The sequence below is a fragment of the Burkholderiales bacterium genome (genome assembly GCA_023511995.1).
In the GTDB taxonomy this organism is placed as follows: domain Bacteria; phylum Pseudomonadota; class Gammaproteobacteria; order Burkholderiales; family Thiobacteraceae; genus Thiobacter.
On the sequence record JAIMAL010000012.1, the window covers coordinates 1 to 14,613 of the forward strand.

Annotated in this window: 13 protein-coding genes; 7 read left to right on the plus strand and 6 right to left on the minus strand. The window is 65.4% G+C overall.

Annotated elements, in window-relative coordinates; genetic code table 11:
* Positions 1-152 precede the first annotated feature (152 nt).
* The 7 genes from K6T56_07575 to K6T56_07605 all read left to right on the plus strand — a co-directional run bounded on the left by K6T56_07575 (position 153) and on the right by K6T56_07605 (position 8,670).
* The gene (locus tag K6T56_07575; GenBank protein ID MCL6556201.1) at positions 153-1,619 is read left to right on the plus strand and encodes a lipopolysaccharide biosynthesis protein; all 1,467 of its coding nucleotides are present in this window, start codon (positions 153-155) and stop codon (positions 1,617-1,619) included.
* Between the two features lie 62 nt (positions 1,620-1,681).
* A complete protein-coding gene (locus K6T56_07580; GenBank protein MCL6556202.1) occupies positions 1,682-2,410 on the plus strand; it encodes a polysaccharide deacetylase family protein in 729 nt (242 codons plus the stop codon).
* Positions 2,411-2,413: 3 nt separating this feature from the next.
* Entirely contained in the window at positions 2,414-3,343 is a 930-nt protein-coding gene (locus tag K6T56_07585; protein MCL6556203.1) for a glycosyltransferase, read from the plus strand.
* Position 3,344: 1 nt separating this feature from the next.
* On the plus strand, positions 3,345-4,268 hold the full coding sequence (locus K6T56_07590) for a glycosyltransferase family 2 protein (protein MCL6556204.1): 924 nt from the start codon (positions 3,345-3,347) through the stop codon (positions 4,266-4,268).
* A 3-nt stretch (positions 4,269-4,271) separates the two neighbouring features.
* Complete coding sequence (locus tag K6T56_07595) at positions 4,272-4,568, plus strand: hypothetical protein (GenBank protein ID MCL6556205.1); 297 nt, start codon at positions 4,272-4,274, stop codon at positions 4,566-4,568.
* A complete protein-coding gene (locus tag K6T56_07600; protein MCL6556206.1) occupies positions 4,565-5,521 on the plus strand; it encodes a sulfotransferase in 957 nt (318 codons plus the stop codon). The genes K6T56_07595 and K6T56_07600 overlap by 4 nt, the downstream gene beginning before the upstream one ends.
* Positions 5,518-8,670, plus strand: coding sequence for a sulfatase-like hydrolase/transferase (locus K6T56_07605; protein ID MCL6556207.1), 3,153 nt, complete (start codon positions 5,518-5,520; stop codon positions 8,668-8,670). Before K6T56_07600 ends, K6T56_07605 begins: the two co-directional genes overlap by 4 nt.
* On the opposite strand, the gene K6T56_07610 is transcribed toward K6T56_07605, so the two are convergent.
* The 6 genes from K6T56_07610 to K6T56_07635 form a co-directional block, all read right to left on the minus strand.
* Positions 8,561-9,454 (minus strand): tetratricopeptide repeat protein, encoded by an 894-nt coding sequence (locus tag K6T56_07610; protein ID MCL6556208.1) that lies wholly within the window; start codon positions 9,452-9,454, stop codon positions 8,561-8,563. The genes K6T56_07605 and K6T56_07610 overlap by 110 nt on opposite strands.
* 74 nt (positions 9,455-9,528) lie before the next feature.
* A complete protein-coding gene (locus tag K6T56_07615; GenBank protein ID MCL6556209.1) occupies positions 9,529-10,416 on the minus strand; it encodes a glycosyltransferase family 2 protein in 888 nt (295 codons plus the stop codon).
* Complete coding sequence (locus K6T56_07620; protein ID MCL6556210.1) at positions 10,413-11,564, minus strand: glycosyltransferase family 4 protein; 1,152 nt, start codon at positions 11,562-11,564, stop codon at positions 10,413-10,415. Before K6T56_07620 ends, K6T56_07615 begins: the two co-directional genes overlap by 4 nt.
* A gap of 138 nt (positions 11,565-11,702) precedes the next feature.
* Positions 11,703-12,626, minus strand: coding sequence for a glycosyltransferase (locus K6T56_07625; protein MCL6556211.1), 924 nt, complete (start codon positions 12,624-12,626; stop codon positions 11,703-11,705).
* Positions 12,623-13,633, minus strand: coding sequence for a hypothetical protein (locus K6T56_07630; GenBank protein MCL6556212.1), 1,011 nt, complete (start codon positions 13,631-13,633; stop codon positions 12,623-12,625). Before K6T56_07630 ends, K6T56_07625 begins: the two co-directional genes overlap by 4 nt.
* A gap of 35 nt (positions 13,634-13,668) precedes the next feature.
* Positions 13,669-14,577 carry a sulfotransferase gene (locus tag K6T56_07635; protein MCL6556213.1) on the minus strand — a complete coding sequence of 303 codons (909 nt, stop codon included), beginning with the start codon at positions 14,575-14,577 and terminating at the stop codon, positions 13,669-13,671.
* Between the last annotated feature and the right edge of the window lie 36 nt (positions 14,578-14,613).

Genomic DNA, 14,613 nt, shown 5'->3' on the forward strand with positions numbered 1-14,613 from the left:
ACGCCTGAACTGGAAAACACCTCATCAGGTATTTATGCAATCATACAGCCGCGTTGCACTTCGAGATTGAATCCACCAAAAGCGATGCGCTACCCGATCCCTCCCGTTCTCGCCCGCGGCCTGCCAGGGAAGGGACGCCAGGAGGCGAAACAGTGAGCTTGGGCGATACCATCCGCCACGGCGCGAAGTGGGTGTTCGTGGGCAACACCGGTTCCCAGATCGTCAACTTCGCGCTGGGCCTGATCCTCGCACGGCTACTGGTGCCAGCCGATTTCGGCATGGTCGCCACGATCCAGATCTTCACGGGGCTCGCGGGGTTCATCGCTGCCGGTGGCATGGGCCAGGCCTTGGTGCGCGCCAAGGAAGCCAGCAAGCGGGACTATGACCTGCTTTTCACCCTGCAGCTTCTCATCGGCTGGCTGATCTTCGCAGGATTCTTTCTCGTGGCCCCGTGGTTCGCCCAATGGTATCAACAGCCCCTTTATGCAGACCTGCTGAGGGTTGCCGCCATCTCCTTCCTGATCCGGCCTTTTTTCAATGTGCCGGCGAATATGCTCTTTCGGGAGATGCGCTTCAAGGCAAAGACCTTGGTGCAGCTTGCGAACATGCTGGCCTACAATGCCGTCAGCCTGAGCATGGCATTTCTGGGCTACGGCCCCTGGAGCCTGATCATCGCGGGCCTCGTCAGTTCTGTGATCGGGGCCGCACTGTTTGCCCGTGCCGCCCGTTGGCTGCCGGGCTTCTGCCTGGACTTCTCCCGCGCCCGTGAGCTCGTTCGCTACGGTTCCCTCGTTTCCACCAACAACCTGATCCTCTATCTGCGGCAGCATGCGCCCGCTTTCTTTCTGTCGCGCAGCCTGGGCCCGGCCTCGGTCGGTCTCTTCGACAAAGCCCAGAGCCTGGCCTCACGGCCCCACGATTTCATCACGGGCTCCGTGTACGAGGTGCTGTTTCGCGCCCTGGCCAAGGAGCAGGACAACCTGGACCGATCACGCTATCTGTTTTTCCGAAGCCTCAGCCTGGTGGCGGTCTATTCCCTCCCTTTCTACGTGGGCATGGTGTGGCTCGCTCGGCCGCTCGTCGTCACGGTCTATGGCGAGAACTGGGCGCCGGCTGGAGGAGCGCTGGGAATTCTGGCCTTCGGGAGCGCATTCGCGATCATTGAGAGTTTGTCGGGCGCGGTGCTGGCTGCACGCAACTGGCTCGACCGTGAACTCTTTCCCCAGGTCACCATGGTGGGCGCAGTCAGCGCGGCCATTCTCCTTGGCCTGCCGTATGGCCTGCCCGGCGTGGCGGCAGGTCTGGTGCTGGCTCGTCTCTACATGTCCATCCACATGTTCTGGCTGGCCAAAACGGCCCTCAAAGCCCGCTGGAGCGACCTTGCCCGGGCGTTCCACCCTGCCTTCGTGTTGAACTTCGCCTTAGTTGCGGCCCTGATCGCCACGGAAACGGCGCTTCCAGACACGGTGCGCTCGACCGACTGGCTCTACGTTCTCATCATGACGATGGTGGGCGGCACCGTCTATGGTGTGTGCTTTCTTTATCTGCCCCTTCCCGCGCTGGCAACCGAAGCTCAGCGCTGGAAGGTCCGTCTGCGGCTCGCGCCAGGAGCAAAATGAAGCCCGATCCCCTTACCCTTCTTCTCCATCGCCGCTCAGCAGGGCACGGCCCGATCATCCTGATGTATCACTCCATCCAACCGGGGGACCGGGTGCCTGCCTGGCGGTGGGCGGTCTCGCTCAAGCGCTTCCGGGCGCAGCTCGACTGGCTGGCGGAGGCGGGCTATGCCACGCCGACGGTCACCGAGCTGTTGCGGGAACCTGCCCGCTTCGGCGCCCGCACCGCCGTCATCACTTTCGATGACGGTTATGGGGACAACCTCGCCGCGTGGGAGGAGCTGGTCCGGCGGGGGATGAAGGCCACCTGGTATGTCACCACGGGCTATCTGGGCAGCACGCATCCGTGGGGGGATGACCATCCGCAGGGCAGAATGCTCGCGGCGGAGGAACTGCGGGCCATGGCGGCCTCGGGCATGGAAATCGGCTCCCACACCGTGACCCACCCGCGCCTGCCGGAACTTCCCGATGACATGATCCGCCGCGAGCTCATTCAGGCAAAGGCCACCCTGGAGGAGGTGCTCAGCCGGCCCGTCGAAAGTTTCGCCTATCCTTTCGGCGCCTGGGACGAACGCTGCGAGGCCATGGTCAAGGCGGCCGGCTACACCTCCGCCTGCCACACCCGCGCCGGCTGGGCCCTGCGGGACAACGATCCCTTCCGCCTGCGGCGCCTCGCCGTTTTCAACACCGACACCCTGGGCCGCTTCGTGCGCAAGCTGGCTTGGGCGAGCCACGACGTCTCCTGGCGTGACGTGGCGCGCTATGCGCTGTCACGCATTGCGGCGAGAATGTGAACCATGCCCACCGTCTCCGTGATCATGCCCTGCTACAACGCCGCACGCTTCCTGCCCACCAGCGTGGGCAGCGTGCTGGCGCAGACGTTCACGGATTGGGAGCTCATCATCGTCGACGACGGATCCACCGACGGCACCCGCCAATGGTTGTCCACGCAGCAGGACCCACGCATAAGCGTGATCCGCCAACCCAACCGTGGCGTATCCGCCGCCAGAAATGCTGGCCTCCAAGTGGCACAGGGTAGGTACGTGGCCTTTCTTGATGCCGACGATACCTGGTCACCGAGGTTTATGGACAGAATGCTGGCGGCGCTGCGCGCTCGTCCCGAGGCTGTTCTGGCATACTGCGGCTGGCAGAATGTCGGTCTTCCTGGGCCACGGGGCAAGCCATTTGTCCCGCCGGATTATGAAAACGAGGCGAAGGGCGAGACGCTGTTCAGAGGCTGCCGGTGGCCCATCCACGCTGCCCTGACGCAGCTTCGGGCCGTGCAGGCTGCCGGCGGTTTTGACCCTGGGCTCAACAGCGCGGAGGACTACGCCCTCTGGCTGCGTGTCGCCCTCGCCTCGCCCATCATCAGAGTGCCGGAAGTGCTGGCCTATTATCACTTCCATGGCGGGGGCCAGGCGTCCTCGGACAGAGCACGAGCCGCATTGCAGCACCTGCGGGCGCAACAACAGTTCCTGCGGCAGAACCGTGCATTCCACACCAAGCTTGGCAAAAAGCGTGCACGCACTTTGATGATGGGCGAACTTCTCCAAAAAGGGTTCGAGTGTTACTGGCAGCGAAACCTGCCGGCGGCGCGGACCATCTTCCGCACGGTGATGAGGCACGGCTACGGCACGCTGCGGGACTGGCAATACATGCTGCCCGCGCTGCTGCCGGAGGCAGTGCACCGGTGGCTGCTGCGTCTTGCCGAAGAAAAGAGGTGCTGACATGAAGGTCTCGTTCGCATTCTGTACCTACAACCGCGCGGCCCGGCTGAAAAGACTCGTGGCCGCCATGCGTGCGCAAAGCTGCCCGGTTCCCTTCGAGATTCTGGTGGTGAACAACAACAGTTCGGACGCCACGCCCGAGATTCTCGCCGAGCTCAGCAAACAGCCGGGGCCGCCCCTGCGCTGGGTCACCGAGCCGGTGCAGGGCATCGTCGCTGCGCGCAATCGGGCGATCGAGGAGGCGCTGGCAAGTGACATCCTGGTCTTCATCGATGACGACGAGATTCCCCTGCCGGGGCTGCTCGAGGCGGCTTGCGACGCGATTTTCAATGAAGGCGCGGAATGCGCCGGTGGGCGCATCGAACTGGATTTCAGTGAAACACCGCGACCCCCGTGGCTGGATGAGGAACTGGCAGGCTTTTTGGGACGCCTGGACTACGGCGAAAAGCCGTTCTGGATAAGCACCGAAGCCACCCCGGTCTGGAGCGGCATCGTCGCCTACGCCACGAGGCTCTTCCGTGACGATCCCAGCTTGCGCTTCGACAAACGGTTTGACCGGGTCGGGCATGGCATCGGCGGCGGTGAGGATGCGATGATGTTCCATGCCCTCCTGGAACGTGGCGCAAGAATCCGTTACCGCCCCGACATGGCTGTTCTCCATGCCGTCGAGCCGTGGCGGCTGAAGCGATCCTATTTCCTCAGGCTCCATTACCGGGCGGGGCTTAGACAGGGCCAGCACATCCTGCCCGATTTTCCGCGGACTGTCTGGGGAATGCCGCCGTTCCTGATTGCCCAGTTTCTCAGGCAGGCGGTCAAAACGGTGGGCAGGGCCCTCGGCGGCCGGCCAGGCCTTTTGCGGCAGGCCATGACTGCCGCCCATACGCTGGGCAGCCTGCGCGGCTACAGAAAGCGCGCGAGGGGATGAGCCATGATCGACATCGCCATCCGTTTCCATGACACCTCCGCCATCAGCGATCCCACGCTGGAGCGCAGATTGCTGGCGCGAGTCGGCCGGCATGGCATGCGGGCCAGCTTCGCCGTGGTCCCCCATGCGGGAGGGGGTGCGCTGCGCGCGGACGATGGCCGCCCGGAGGCGGCGCGCGCCGGCACGGTGGAAATCGCCGAGCCATGGATACCGCCACGAATCCAGTCCCTTTTCCCGACCCACTGCCTGATGTTGCAACCGCTGTTTCTCTCCCCCCGACGAAAGGAAGCACAAACGTGACGCAGCCCTCCACCACCCCCTCGCCCCCCAAGGGCCCGGTCTTCATCGTCGGCGCCCCTCGTTCCGGGACGACGCTGCTGCAATACCGGCTGCGCAATCATCCGCGCATTTCGCTGCCCACCGGCGAGTCACACTTTTTCATCCCGCTTCTGGCGCGTGAGGCGGAATTCGGGGATCTGCGGGACGCGCAGAACATCGCCCGGGTCCTGCAGGCGATGCACCGGCAGAGCCAGGAATTCCTGGAAACAGACCTGCACGGCATGAAGTTCGACATCGGGCGGTTGGCGATGGAGCTGGCCGCAGAGGGCAGGCACAGCGTGGCGGCGATCATATCCGGCATTTTCGAAAAAAACGCCCTGGGCGAGGGAAAGATGCGCTGGGGTGACAAGACCCCCTACTACGTCCTCCATCTCCCCACTTTGCTGCGGTGGTGGCCCGACGCCCAGTTCATCCACATCATCCGCGATGGGCGGGATGTCGCACTTTCCCTGCTTGGGCGTCGTCACGATTTCCGAGTCTACAACTTCTTCACCGCAGGCGAGTATTGGAAACGCTATGTGGAAAAAGGTCATGCCCACGGGAGCCCACTACGGCCGGACCAATATCTCGAGGTCCGCTATGAAGCATTGCTGGCCGACCCGGAAGGCACGCTGCGCCGGATATGTGAGTTCCTCGGCGAGGAATACCTGGACAAACTGCTTGACGTGGAAACCGTGGATGCGCCCGGGAAGACGCCACTGGTCCACCAGCCCATCAAGCCGGACAACGCAGGCAAGTGGAGGCAGAAAATGACAAGCTTGCAGGTCCGCGCCTTCGAGGCGGCTGCCGGTGACACGCTTTCCCGCTTCGGCTACGAGCTCGCCACCCATGAAGGGCCATTGTTTCCTGGGCTTGCCACCGCTTACCGCCTGCACAACCGGATCGCCACGGCTTACTGGCGCCAGCACCGGTGACACTCACCATCCTCATCTGCACCCACAACCGCGCGGCGCTGCTTGAGCAGACGCTGGCCTCCCTCAACGCAGCGCTACGGCCAGCCATGGGGGTGCAGATTCTGGTGGTCGCCAATGCCTGCACCGACGACACCATCGGCTGCCTGCGCGCCTACCAGGCACGGCAGGAGGCCATGGGTTGGCTGCCGCTGAGGTTCCTCGAAGTGCCGATCCCCGGCAAGTCCCATGCGCTCAATGCTGCGATCCTGGAAATCGACACGGAACTGACGGCCTTCGTCGATGACGACCACCGGGTCGATCCTGGCTATCTGAGGGCCATCGAGGAAGCGGCACGCGCCTGGCCCACCGCGGGGCTTTACTGCGGCCGCATCCTGCCCGACTGGGACGGTCGCGAGCCCGCCTGGGTGCACGACGAGGGGCCCTACCGCATCTATCCCCTGCCGGTACCCCGCTACGACCAGGGGGAGCAACCCAAAACCATGACCGCGGAGGAGGGGCCCATTCCCGGCGGCGGCAACCTTGTGGTCCGGCGTGAGGTGTTCGCCATTGCCGGGCGTTTTTCCACCGAACTGGGACCGCGCGGTCACGATCTCGGCGGAGGCGAGGACAGCGAGTTCGTTCTCCGGGCCATGGCGCGCGGGGTGCGCTGCCAGTATGTGCCGGCCATGGTGCAATACCACCACGTGGACGTGGCACGCTTCCGGCTCGGTTATCTCATGCGCAAGGCGTATCAGCGCAGCCGCTCCACCGCGCGCATACGGGGAAATGGGCGGGTTCCGCTCTACATGTGGCGCAAGGTGGGGGAATACGCTTACCACAGTGTGTTCTCGCTGTCCTGGGCAAGGCGCCGGTTTTTTCTCGTACGCACGGCGGCGGCCCTGGGCGAGGTGCACGGCCGGCGCGAATCCGGTCATTTTGGAAACGGCCTGAGGCTGCCTGTCGATCACGGGCTGCGTGGAGCCTGGCTGCTTGCGGCCACCGTGGTCGTCTCGGCGGCGGCTGCCCTCATCAGCGGCGGCACCAGCATCCTGCCAATGTTACTTGCGCCTGCAGCCTGGGTCGCCATAGCGGCAACCCTGCTGCTGCTAGCGAAATCCGTTTTGGACTTCTCCCAGACCGGCCCGCGTCTGCGGCAGGAGATCCTCCGACGCTACCGCTTCTACACCCTTTACGCGCTGGCGCGGCTCAGCCTCTGGGTGTTTGCGCTGATGCTTTTCACCGGCTGCATCGGGGCATTCGCCTACCTCCTCGTCATTACGGCGGTAGGAGCGAAGGGGTCGATGCCTGGGGCCACCCTCGCCGCCGCGCTGGGGATCCTTGGCGCCTTGGCGTTCCAGTTCGTCCGCAAGCTGCGTTTCAACCCGGGGCTCTTGGTGGCTTCCATGCACTACCGCATGAGCCGGCTTTACCCGTTGTGGGAATGGATGACGCCAGGCCGGATCATGACCCTCAAAGTCGGCGGGCTTGGTCTTTTCGCCGTGCTGTTGGTCGCGGCCTCGTGGCGGCTTGTGCAAGGGGGCCGCATGCCGGATTTAGCGGCACTGTGGGCAATCGCCGCGTTCCTGGCCAGCACGGTGGCCTGGGCCTCGTGGGAACCCGATGCCCGCCCCCCGCGCCGCATCCCGCGCCGACGGACTGCTCGACCCAACCTGCTCCTGATTGGCTCCGACACCCTGCGCGCGGACCGTCTTGGCGCCCTGGGTTACCCCCGCTTGCTCACCCCCCATCTCGACCGACTCGCCGAAACCGGCACGCTGTTTGCCAACTGCTACGTCCCCTGCGCCCGCACGGCGCCCAGTCTCGTGTCCCTCCTCACCGGCACGTGGCCCCACACCCATGGCATCCGCGACAACTTCGTCGCGGACGATGAAACGAAACTCGCGGTGGATGCCCTGCCGCAACTCTTGCGCGCGCAGGGCTACCGCACGGTGGCGATTTCAGACTGGTGCGGCGCGGACATGGGCAAGCTGAGCTTCGGCTTCCAGCACACGGAGTTGCCAAAGGACCAATGGAACCTGAAATATCTGATCCGGCAGGGGCCCAAGGATCTGCGCCTTTTCCTTTCCCTGTTCCTCCACAACCGTTTGGGTCGCCTGCTTTTGCCCGAGATTTACTACCTGGGCGGCGTGCCCCTGACCCAGCCGCTGGGCAGGCGGGCGAGGCGGCTTTTGAGCCGGCTGGCGGCCACGGGCGAGCCTTTTTTCCTCAACGTGTTCTATTCCACGACCCATCCGCCCTTCGCCTCAGAATGGCCCTGGTACACACGCTTTGCCGATCCGGCATACCGGGGTCCCTCGAAATTCGCCATGGCGAGGCTCGCCGATCCTTTTGACATCATCCGGCGCCAGGGAGCACCGAAAGAGGAATTCGATCTCGATCAGATCATCGACCTCTATGATGCCTGTGTGGCGGAATTCGACGATGAGGTGGGCAGGATGCTGCAACACCTCGAGGCCTGCGGTCTGGCGGAGAACACCATCGTGGTCGTCTATTCGGACCACGGCATGGAATTCTTCGAACACGACACCTGGGGCCAGGGCAATTCGGCAGTGGGCGAGGCAAGCCCACGGGTGCCGCTGGTGATTCGCGACCCCCGCACGCCCGGACGGGGACGGGTCGAGGAAGTGGTACGCTCCATCGACCTTGCGCCGACACTGCTGGAGATGGTGGATCTGGCCCTGACACCCACGATGGAGGGTGTCTCCCTTGCCCCTTTCCTCCGGGGTGACGAAGCCATCCCCACGCTCGATGCTTTCAACGAAACCGGAATCTGGATCACCGAGATTCCTGGCCTGCCGGCTGGGCACCTGCGCTATCCGGACCTTTTCGAGCTTCTGGACGTGCCCGATCCCAGCAGCGGTACCCTCGCCATCAAGAGACAGTACCGGGACACAATCATCCGGGCCAAGGATCGTATGATCCGCCACGGGCAGTGGAAGCTTGTCTACCAGCCACTCAGCGAAGGCTTTCTGCTGCGCCTCTACGATCTTTCCAGCGACCCCGCCTGCCAATGGGATGTGGCGGCACAGCACCCCGATATCACCGAGGCCCTGTGGACCCGGCTGGCGGCGTGGATGAGGCCGGAGGGGGTGGGGCATCCTCATCCGGACAGAAGCGACACCAGGGATTGGTCTTCTTCGCCTGCGTAGTGGGCGCTCCAGCGGAAACGGCCCTGTCCGCCACCCCATCACCTGCTTCCTTGGCCGCAGGCGGCTGCCCTTCCGCCGCGGCCTGGTCGCCCATGTTCTTGGGCGATGCGGGGCGTTCGGGGGCGGTTGCGGGAGCCGTGGCTTCCACCGGCGTGGGATAGGGTTTCTTCCCCCCCAGTTCGTCATAGCGGCGCTGAAGCCCACGGTCGTTGGGAACATGCTGCAAGCCGACGGTGACCGTCTCCAGTGCCTTCTGTTTCTGGTTCAGCTTTGCCTGAAGATCGGCCAGGGCGCGGTACGCCTCGGCAAACCTGGGATTGAGGCGGATGGCCGTTTCCAGATCGGCGGCAGCCTCACCGTCCCTGCCCAACATCGACAACGCAACGGCGCGGTTGGTCAGGATTTCCGCCCTCAGACTGAACTCCGGCCTGGCGTGGGTCAGGACGTAATCCATCTCCCTGACCGCGGCGGAGAGGGTATCTTTTCTCTCTTGGCTAGAGGCCTGCCTTCTTGCCCGCGACAGGAAATTGAGGCCGGCGCAATAGTGGTGAACATGAATGAAATCCTCGCCCAGGATGCCTCTCCACCTGGCAAACTCCGGCGATTTCTCATTGAAGCGCGCCGCACAGTAGGGTGGGAGCATGGCCATCTCCTGCGCCGTGGGCACCCATTGCGCCCGTGCGGTGCCGCTTCCGGTCGAGGTCAAGCCAAGCAGAAAAGCGACATAGATGAGCCTGCGCCGTGCTTTCGGGCGGCGGGCGGAGTGGCCAACGGCAGGTTGCATGATTCGTCCTCCGGTGAACATCTGACAAGGAACCCGCCGCCTCATCGAAGCGCGCCGTGTCCCGGCGGGGCCGCTTAATCGGTCTCGTCGGCCCGCACCCGCTCGATTTCTCGGAGGGCGAGCCAGTCAAACAACGTATCCAGCCCCCGCCAACGCAGCCGGAGCACCTCGGGGTGGCGCCGGTACAGCGTTTTCACATGGTGGGGCAGAGCCTCGAAACCCTCCGGCTGGATGATTCTCCCCAACATCCTGTTTTGGAAGCCGCGGATGCTGTAGCGGACCCGACGGCGGAGATATTTTTTCCACGCCCACGGGTGCCGGTAGGACATCGGCTCGAACTCGAAGCCGGCCTGCGCTACCACTTTTACCCGTTCATTGTCCCACCGCGTATCCCCACGCAGGTCCCATTTCACCATGGCGCCGACCAAAGCATCCTCGCCGATGATACCGACGGGCATACGCACACCCCGGTCACGGATGCGCTCAACGAAGCTTCCCCGCAGCGCATACAGATTGCCGGCAACCCCCTTCTCGGTGAGCATGTCCTGGCGGAATCGCTTCACGTTCCGCCCGCTTCTCGGAAGCGCAGAAGCCGCGTTGGCATGGGGCGTCTGCTCCAGACCCGCGACGAGCAAATCGATGGCCGCTGGGCTCGCCCGAACGTCACCATCGATGAAGAAATAAAACGGCGCGTGCGCAGGTGCAAGCTCGTGGACGAAGACGTTCCACGCGTTCGCTTTGTCTCCCAATTGTATGGAGACCAGATGGACATTGGGATGGCTGCGGGCATGTTCTGCCACGAGGGCCTCGGTGCGGTCAGTACAGGCGTTGGCCAGTACGTAACAGGCAAGGGGATGCGACGATGCCTCTTTTAGGCTTTCCAGGCAGGCAAGGATGTTGCGTTCTTCGTTGTGGGCGAAGACCGCGACGGGCCAGGGACGCTCGGTTTCCATGATCGTCATGGCTGTCTTCCGGGATTGCGGATGACGGCACGGGTCGCATCCGCCACCGAAGGCCAAGAAAACCGCGCGCCCACCCTTTCGTATCCCGCCTCTCCCAGGCGCCGGGCAAGCGCATCATCGGCGAGGACCCGCCCCAACACCGCCGCCACCGCCTCCACGCGACTGCCGTCCACCCTGAACCCCGTCACCCCGTCCACCACCGCGGCGCCGGTGCCGCCGGCCTTCCCGGCAATGGCGGGCATGCCGCAGGCCGCGGCTTCAACAAAGACCATGCCGAAACCTTCCGTATCGCCCTCGATCTCGCGGTTGGGCATGACGAATACATCACAGGCATTGTACCAACGGGGCAGCTCCTCCGCCGGGACGTGGCCGAGGAAATGCACCCGCTGAGCCACCCCGCATTCCTGCGCCAGGGCATGGAGATAGTCCCAGTCCTCGCCGATGCCGATGACGGCATAGCGCACATCCAACCCCTGGCGCAGCAGTTCGGGTAGCGCGCGGATCACCATGTCGAAGCCCTTGCGGCGGCTCAAGCGGCCCACGGACAGAATCAGCCTCTGCTGCGGCGCAAGCCCGATGCGCGCCTTGAGATCGTCGCAGGGCAGGCCGGGACGGAAGCGCTCCGTATCCACGCCGGGATGGATGAGACGGATTTTCTCCGGCGCCACGCCGCGGGCGATGAGCTGGTCGCGGGTGAATTCGCTGTTGGCGATCACGGCGTCGGCGTGGCGCAGGGCGAAGACCATGGCCGTGTGCTTGCGCCCCCTCCAGGTAGTGAGTTCCTCGCCGTGGGCGTAGATGACCACGGGATGCCCAGTGAGCCGCGCCACCAACCAGGCCACCAGGCCCTCCGGCAGGGCGCGAAAAGCGTGGATGGCCTCGAAGCGGTGGGTGAGCGCCAGGCGCAGGCTGCGGCCGAAGAGTCGCCCGTACATGAGCAGCGACTCGGGCTTGAGCCACGGCACCCGCTCGAGTTTCAGACGGTGCACGGTGTTGGGATGGGTGGCGTCGAATCCCGGCGCACCGGGCACGTCGGCGGTGACGATGTGGATTTCCCGGCCACCCAGGCGCTTGTACACCTCCGCCGCCCAGACGGCGGTGCCGCCCTTGGTGGGCAGGAAGAGTTCCGTGATCACCAGCAGCCGCACGGCACCTCCCTCCGCGGGGTCAGGCTGGGGACATCGCCCGCACCTCCTCCATGAGGGCGGGAAGGGAAATGGCCTCTACTCCCGAAGGCCGGGATTGCGCTCGCTGCCCGGATAAGGCCACGATGGAAGTCTTTCTGTTCATCCGCGCACCATCGAAATCACGTCGCGCAGCGCCGCGGGCGTGTGGGCAAGGTTGGGCAGCACGGCCCGCACGGCCGCCCAACGGCGGCCGGCCCGGGCCAGGGCGTAGCCCAGGTCGAGCCGGCCCTGGCGCAGGCGCGCGGCCACGCCCCGCCGCACCCCTTCCGGAAAAGCCACCGCCTCGCGGGCGAGGGCCTCCAGGGTGCGCACGTTGTCCTGTTGCGCCCGCAGGGGGTCGCGGCGGGTGGCACTCGCCCCATGGATCACATAGGCGGCAAGGGGCACGCAGACCACGCCCACCCGCCGGCTGGCGGCCACCAGCCGGGTGAGAAAAAAAACGTCCTCGCACACGCGATAGCCCACCGGATAGCCCCCCAGGCGCAGGAAGGTCTGCCGCGGCACGGAAAGGGTATGGGTGTCGCCGAAGTGGGCGGCGACGAAGGGCTCGAATTCGCTCGCCTCCATGACCACCCGCGGTGCACCCTGTGCCTTGGCCAGCATGGCGCGGCCGGAAGGCTGCCGTTCCATGGAGCGGCCCAGGGGGGCGCCCTGGGCGTTGACGTAATCGTAGTCGCCGGTGAGGAAGTCGAGGCCGGGCTCGGCGGCGATCCACTCCCCATGCAGGCGCAGCCGGTCGGGGTAGTACCAGTCGTCCGCGTCGAGGAAGACAAGCCAGTCCCCGCGGGCAAGCGCCGCCCCCCGGTTGCGGGCGGCGGAGACCCCCGCATTCTCCTGGCGCACGTAGCGCACGCGCGGGCCGAAGCTCTGGGCGATGTCGGCGCTGGCATCCACGGAGCCATCATCGACGACGATGATCTCCTCCGCCGGCCAGGTCTGCGCCAGCACGGATTCGATGGCGCGGGCAAGATATGCCGCACCGTTGAAGACGGGGATGATGACGGAAAAACGCGGCGCCTTCATGCCACAAGCCGCGCCCAACCCTGGGCAAGGGAGGGGGTGCGCACCCAGGCGGGGTCGCGCCGCAGCAGCGCTTCCCCCAGTTCGGCGCTGGAAGCAAAGCGAAGGTCCGGGTGACGTTCCAACGCCGCCTCTAAAGCGCACCGCAAGGCCTGGCGCGCTGCCGCCGCGCCCTCCCCGAGATAGTTGAAACGGTGGGTTTCCACCAGACAGGCGCGACCGGCGCGGGCGCGGGCGGCTAGCCCCGCCAGCAGGCGCTCCGGTTCGTGGCCCCGCGCCGGTTCGAAATAGACATCCCGCACCAGGTAATGCACGCCAGTAGGGGCGGCCTCGCCGGCGCGGATACCCTGCCGGTCGGCCACCAGCCGGCCCGCGTCATCGCGCCCGATGTAGCGGGCGCCGGGGGTGACGACGAAGCGCACACCCGCCTCGAACCAGGCCCGTTCCACCTCGTCGTTCCAGACGAAAGTGTTGGGCACCGCCACCGCCGGCACCAATCCGAAAAGTTTTTTGAGGAGCGCCGCCTCTTCCTGCACCGCGCGGCGGATGGCGGCCGCCGGCAGGGGCCGCGTCGGCAGCGCCGCGGCATCCACCCAGCGGCTTTGCAGGCTCACCGGCAGGCTTTCGGTGGGCGCCTCCCCGGCAAGCCAGGCAGCGATTTCCGGGTCACTGCGGCGGGTAAGGAGCGCCTGCGGCCAGTAATGTTCCAGCCCATGCCACTGGATGGCGAACACACCCTCGGTCACGCCGAGACGCAAAGCCGCGAGCACCGGCGCCTGGGAAGGATGGTCGAGGGTCAACCTTCCGCCAGCCCCCCCTTCGCCCAGGCGCTGGCGATCGAGGATGCCGGAGACCAGCCCGATGGTCATCACCGCTTTTCTCCCCGCGCCGTCGCGCAGGCTGCCGAGCAAGCCAGCAAGCTGCACCAGGGCTTCCGCCTGCGCGTTCACCCGGGCCGGCGCATCCGCCCCCCAGTCGTCGCTTTCCAGGATGAGCACGGGATGGCGCAAAGCAGGTTCCCGCAAGGCTAGGAGATCAGGCCATCTCACAGGGCATACCCCATGCGGCGCGCCACCGGCTCCACCCTGTCCATGACCCGTTCGATGCGTTGCCGGTTGCGGCCATCCTTCCACTTGTCGAGGCGGATTTCGGAAAAGGCATTGTAGGGGGTGGCGAGCACGTTCGCGCAGTGGTCTTCCAGCGCGGGGGTGAAGCTAAGGTCCGCCTCGGTGAAGAGCCGCCGGAATTCCCCCACCGGATCGCGCACCAGATCCTCGTAGAAGACCTCCGACCACTGCGCGCCGGGCACGGCGGCTTTGGCCTCGAGGATAGCGCTGTTGATGGCAACGTACTGGAAGGCGCACACCTCTTCGATGGTGGCGCGGGTGTAGGCCCGCCAGCCCTCGGCGAGGAAGAAACACCAGCGGGTGTAGCGGCCGCCGTCGATGGCCACGGCCTCGGGCAGAGCGGCCGACCAGGTGGCGAATTCCTCCGGTTTGCCCCAGCCCTCGATGAGGCTATGCAGATTGTCCCCCGGGCTCCTTTTGACGAAGAGGAAATGGGCATCGGGAAACAGGGCCGCGAGATAGGGCACGCAGAGGCCGTTCTGGTTGTTCTTGTCCACCCAGCGGCTGCGTCCGGTCCAGGCATAGAAATAGCGGGTGACGAAGTCCCGGTCGGAGGCCGAGGCATGCCGCGCATCAAGGGCATGGGTGTCCCAGCCCCGTTCCCGCGGATGGTGCAGCTCCATCCAGAAGTCGTGGGTCTCCCGCTGCAGCGTGCCCAGTTCGCGGGACTCGGAAAAGGTCTTGTACACCAGGGTGGTGCCGGCGCGACTGCAGCCGATGACGATCACCGGCCGGATTGCCGGCGGCCGCACCAGGTCCCACCATACCCCGCGCAGGGCGCGCACCGCCGCGCGCCCGTGATGGCGCAGGGTTTTATCGACTTTCAACCAGAATTCACTCAAAATCCAGTCCTCTCATCCACA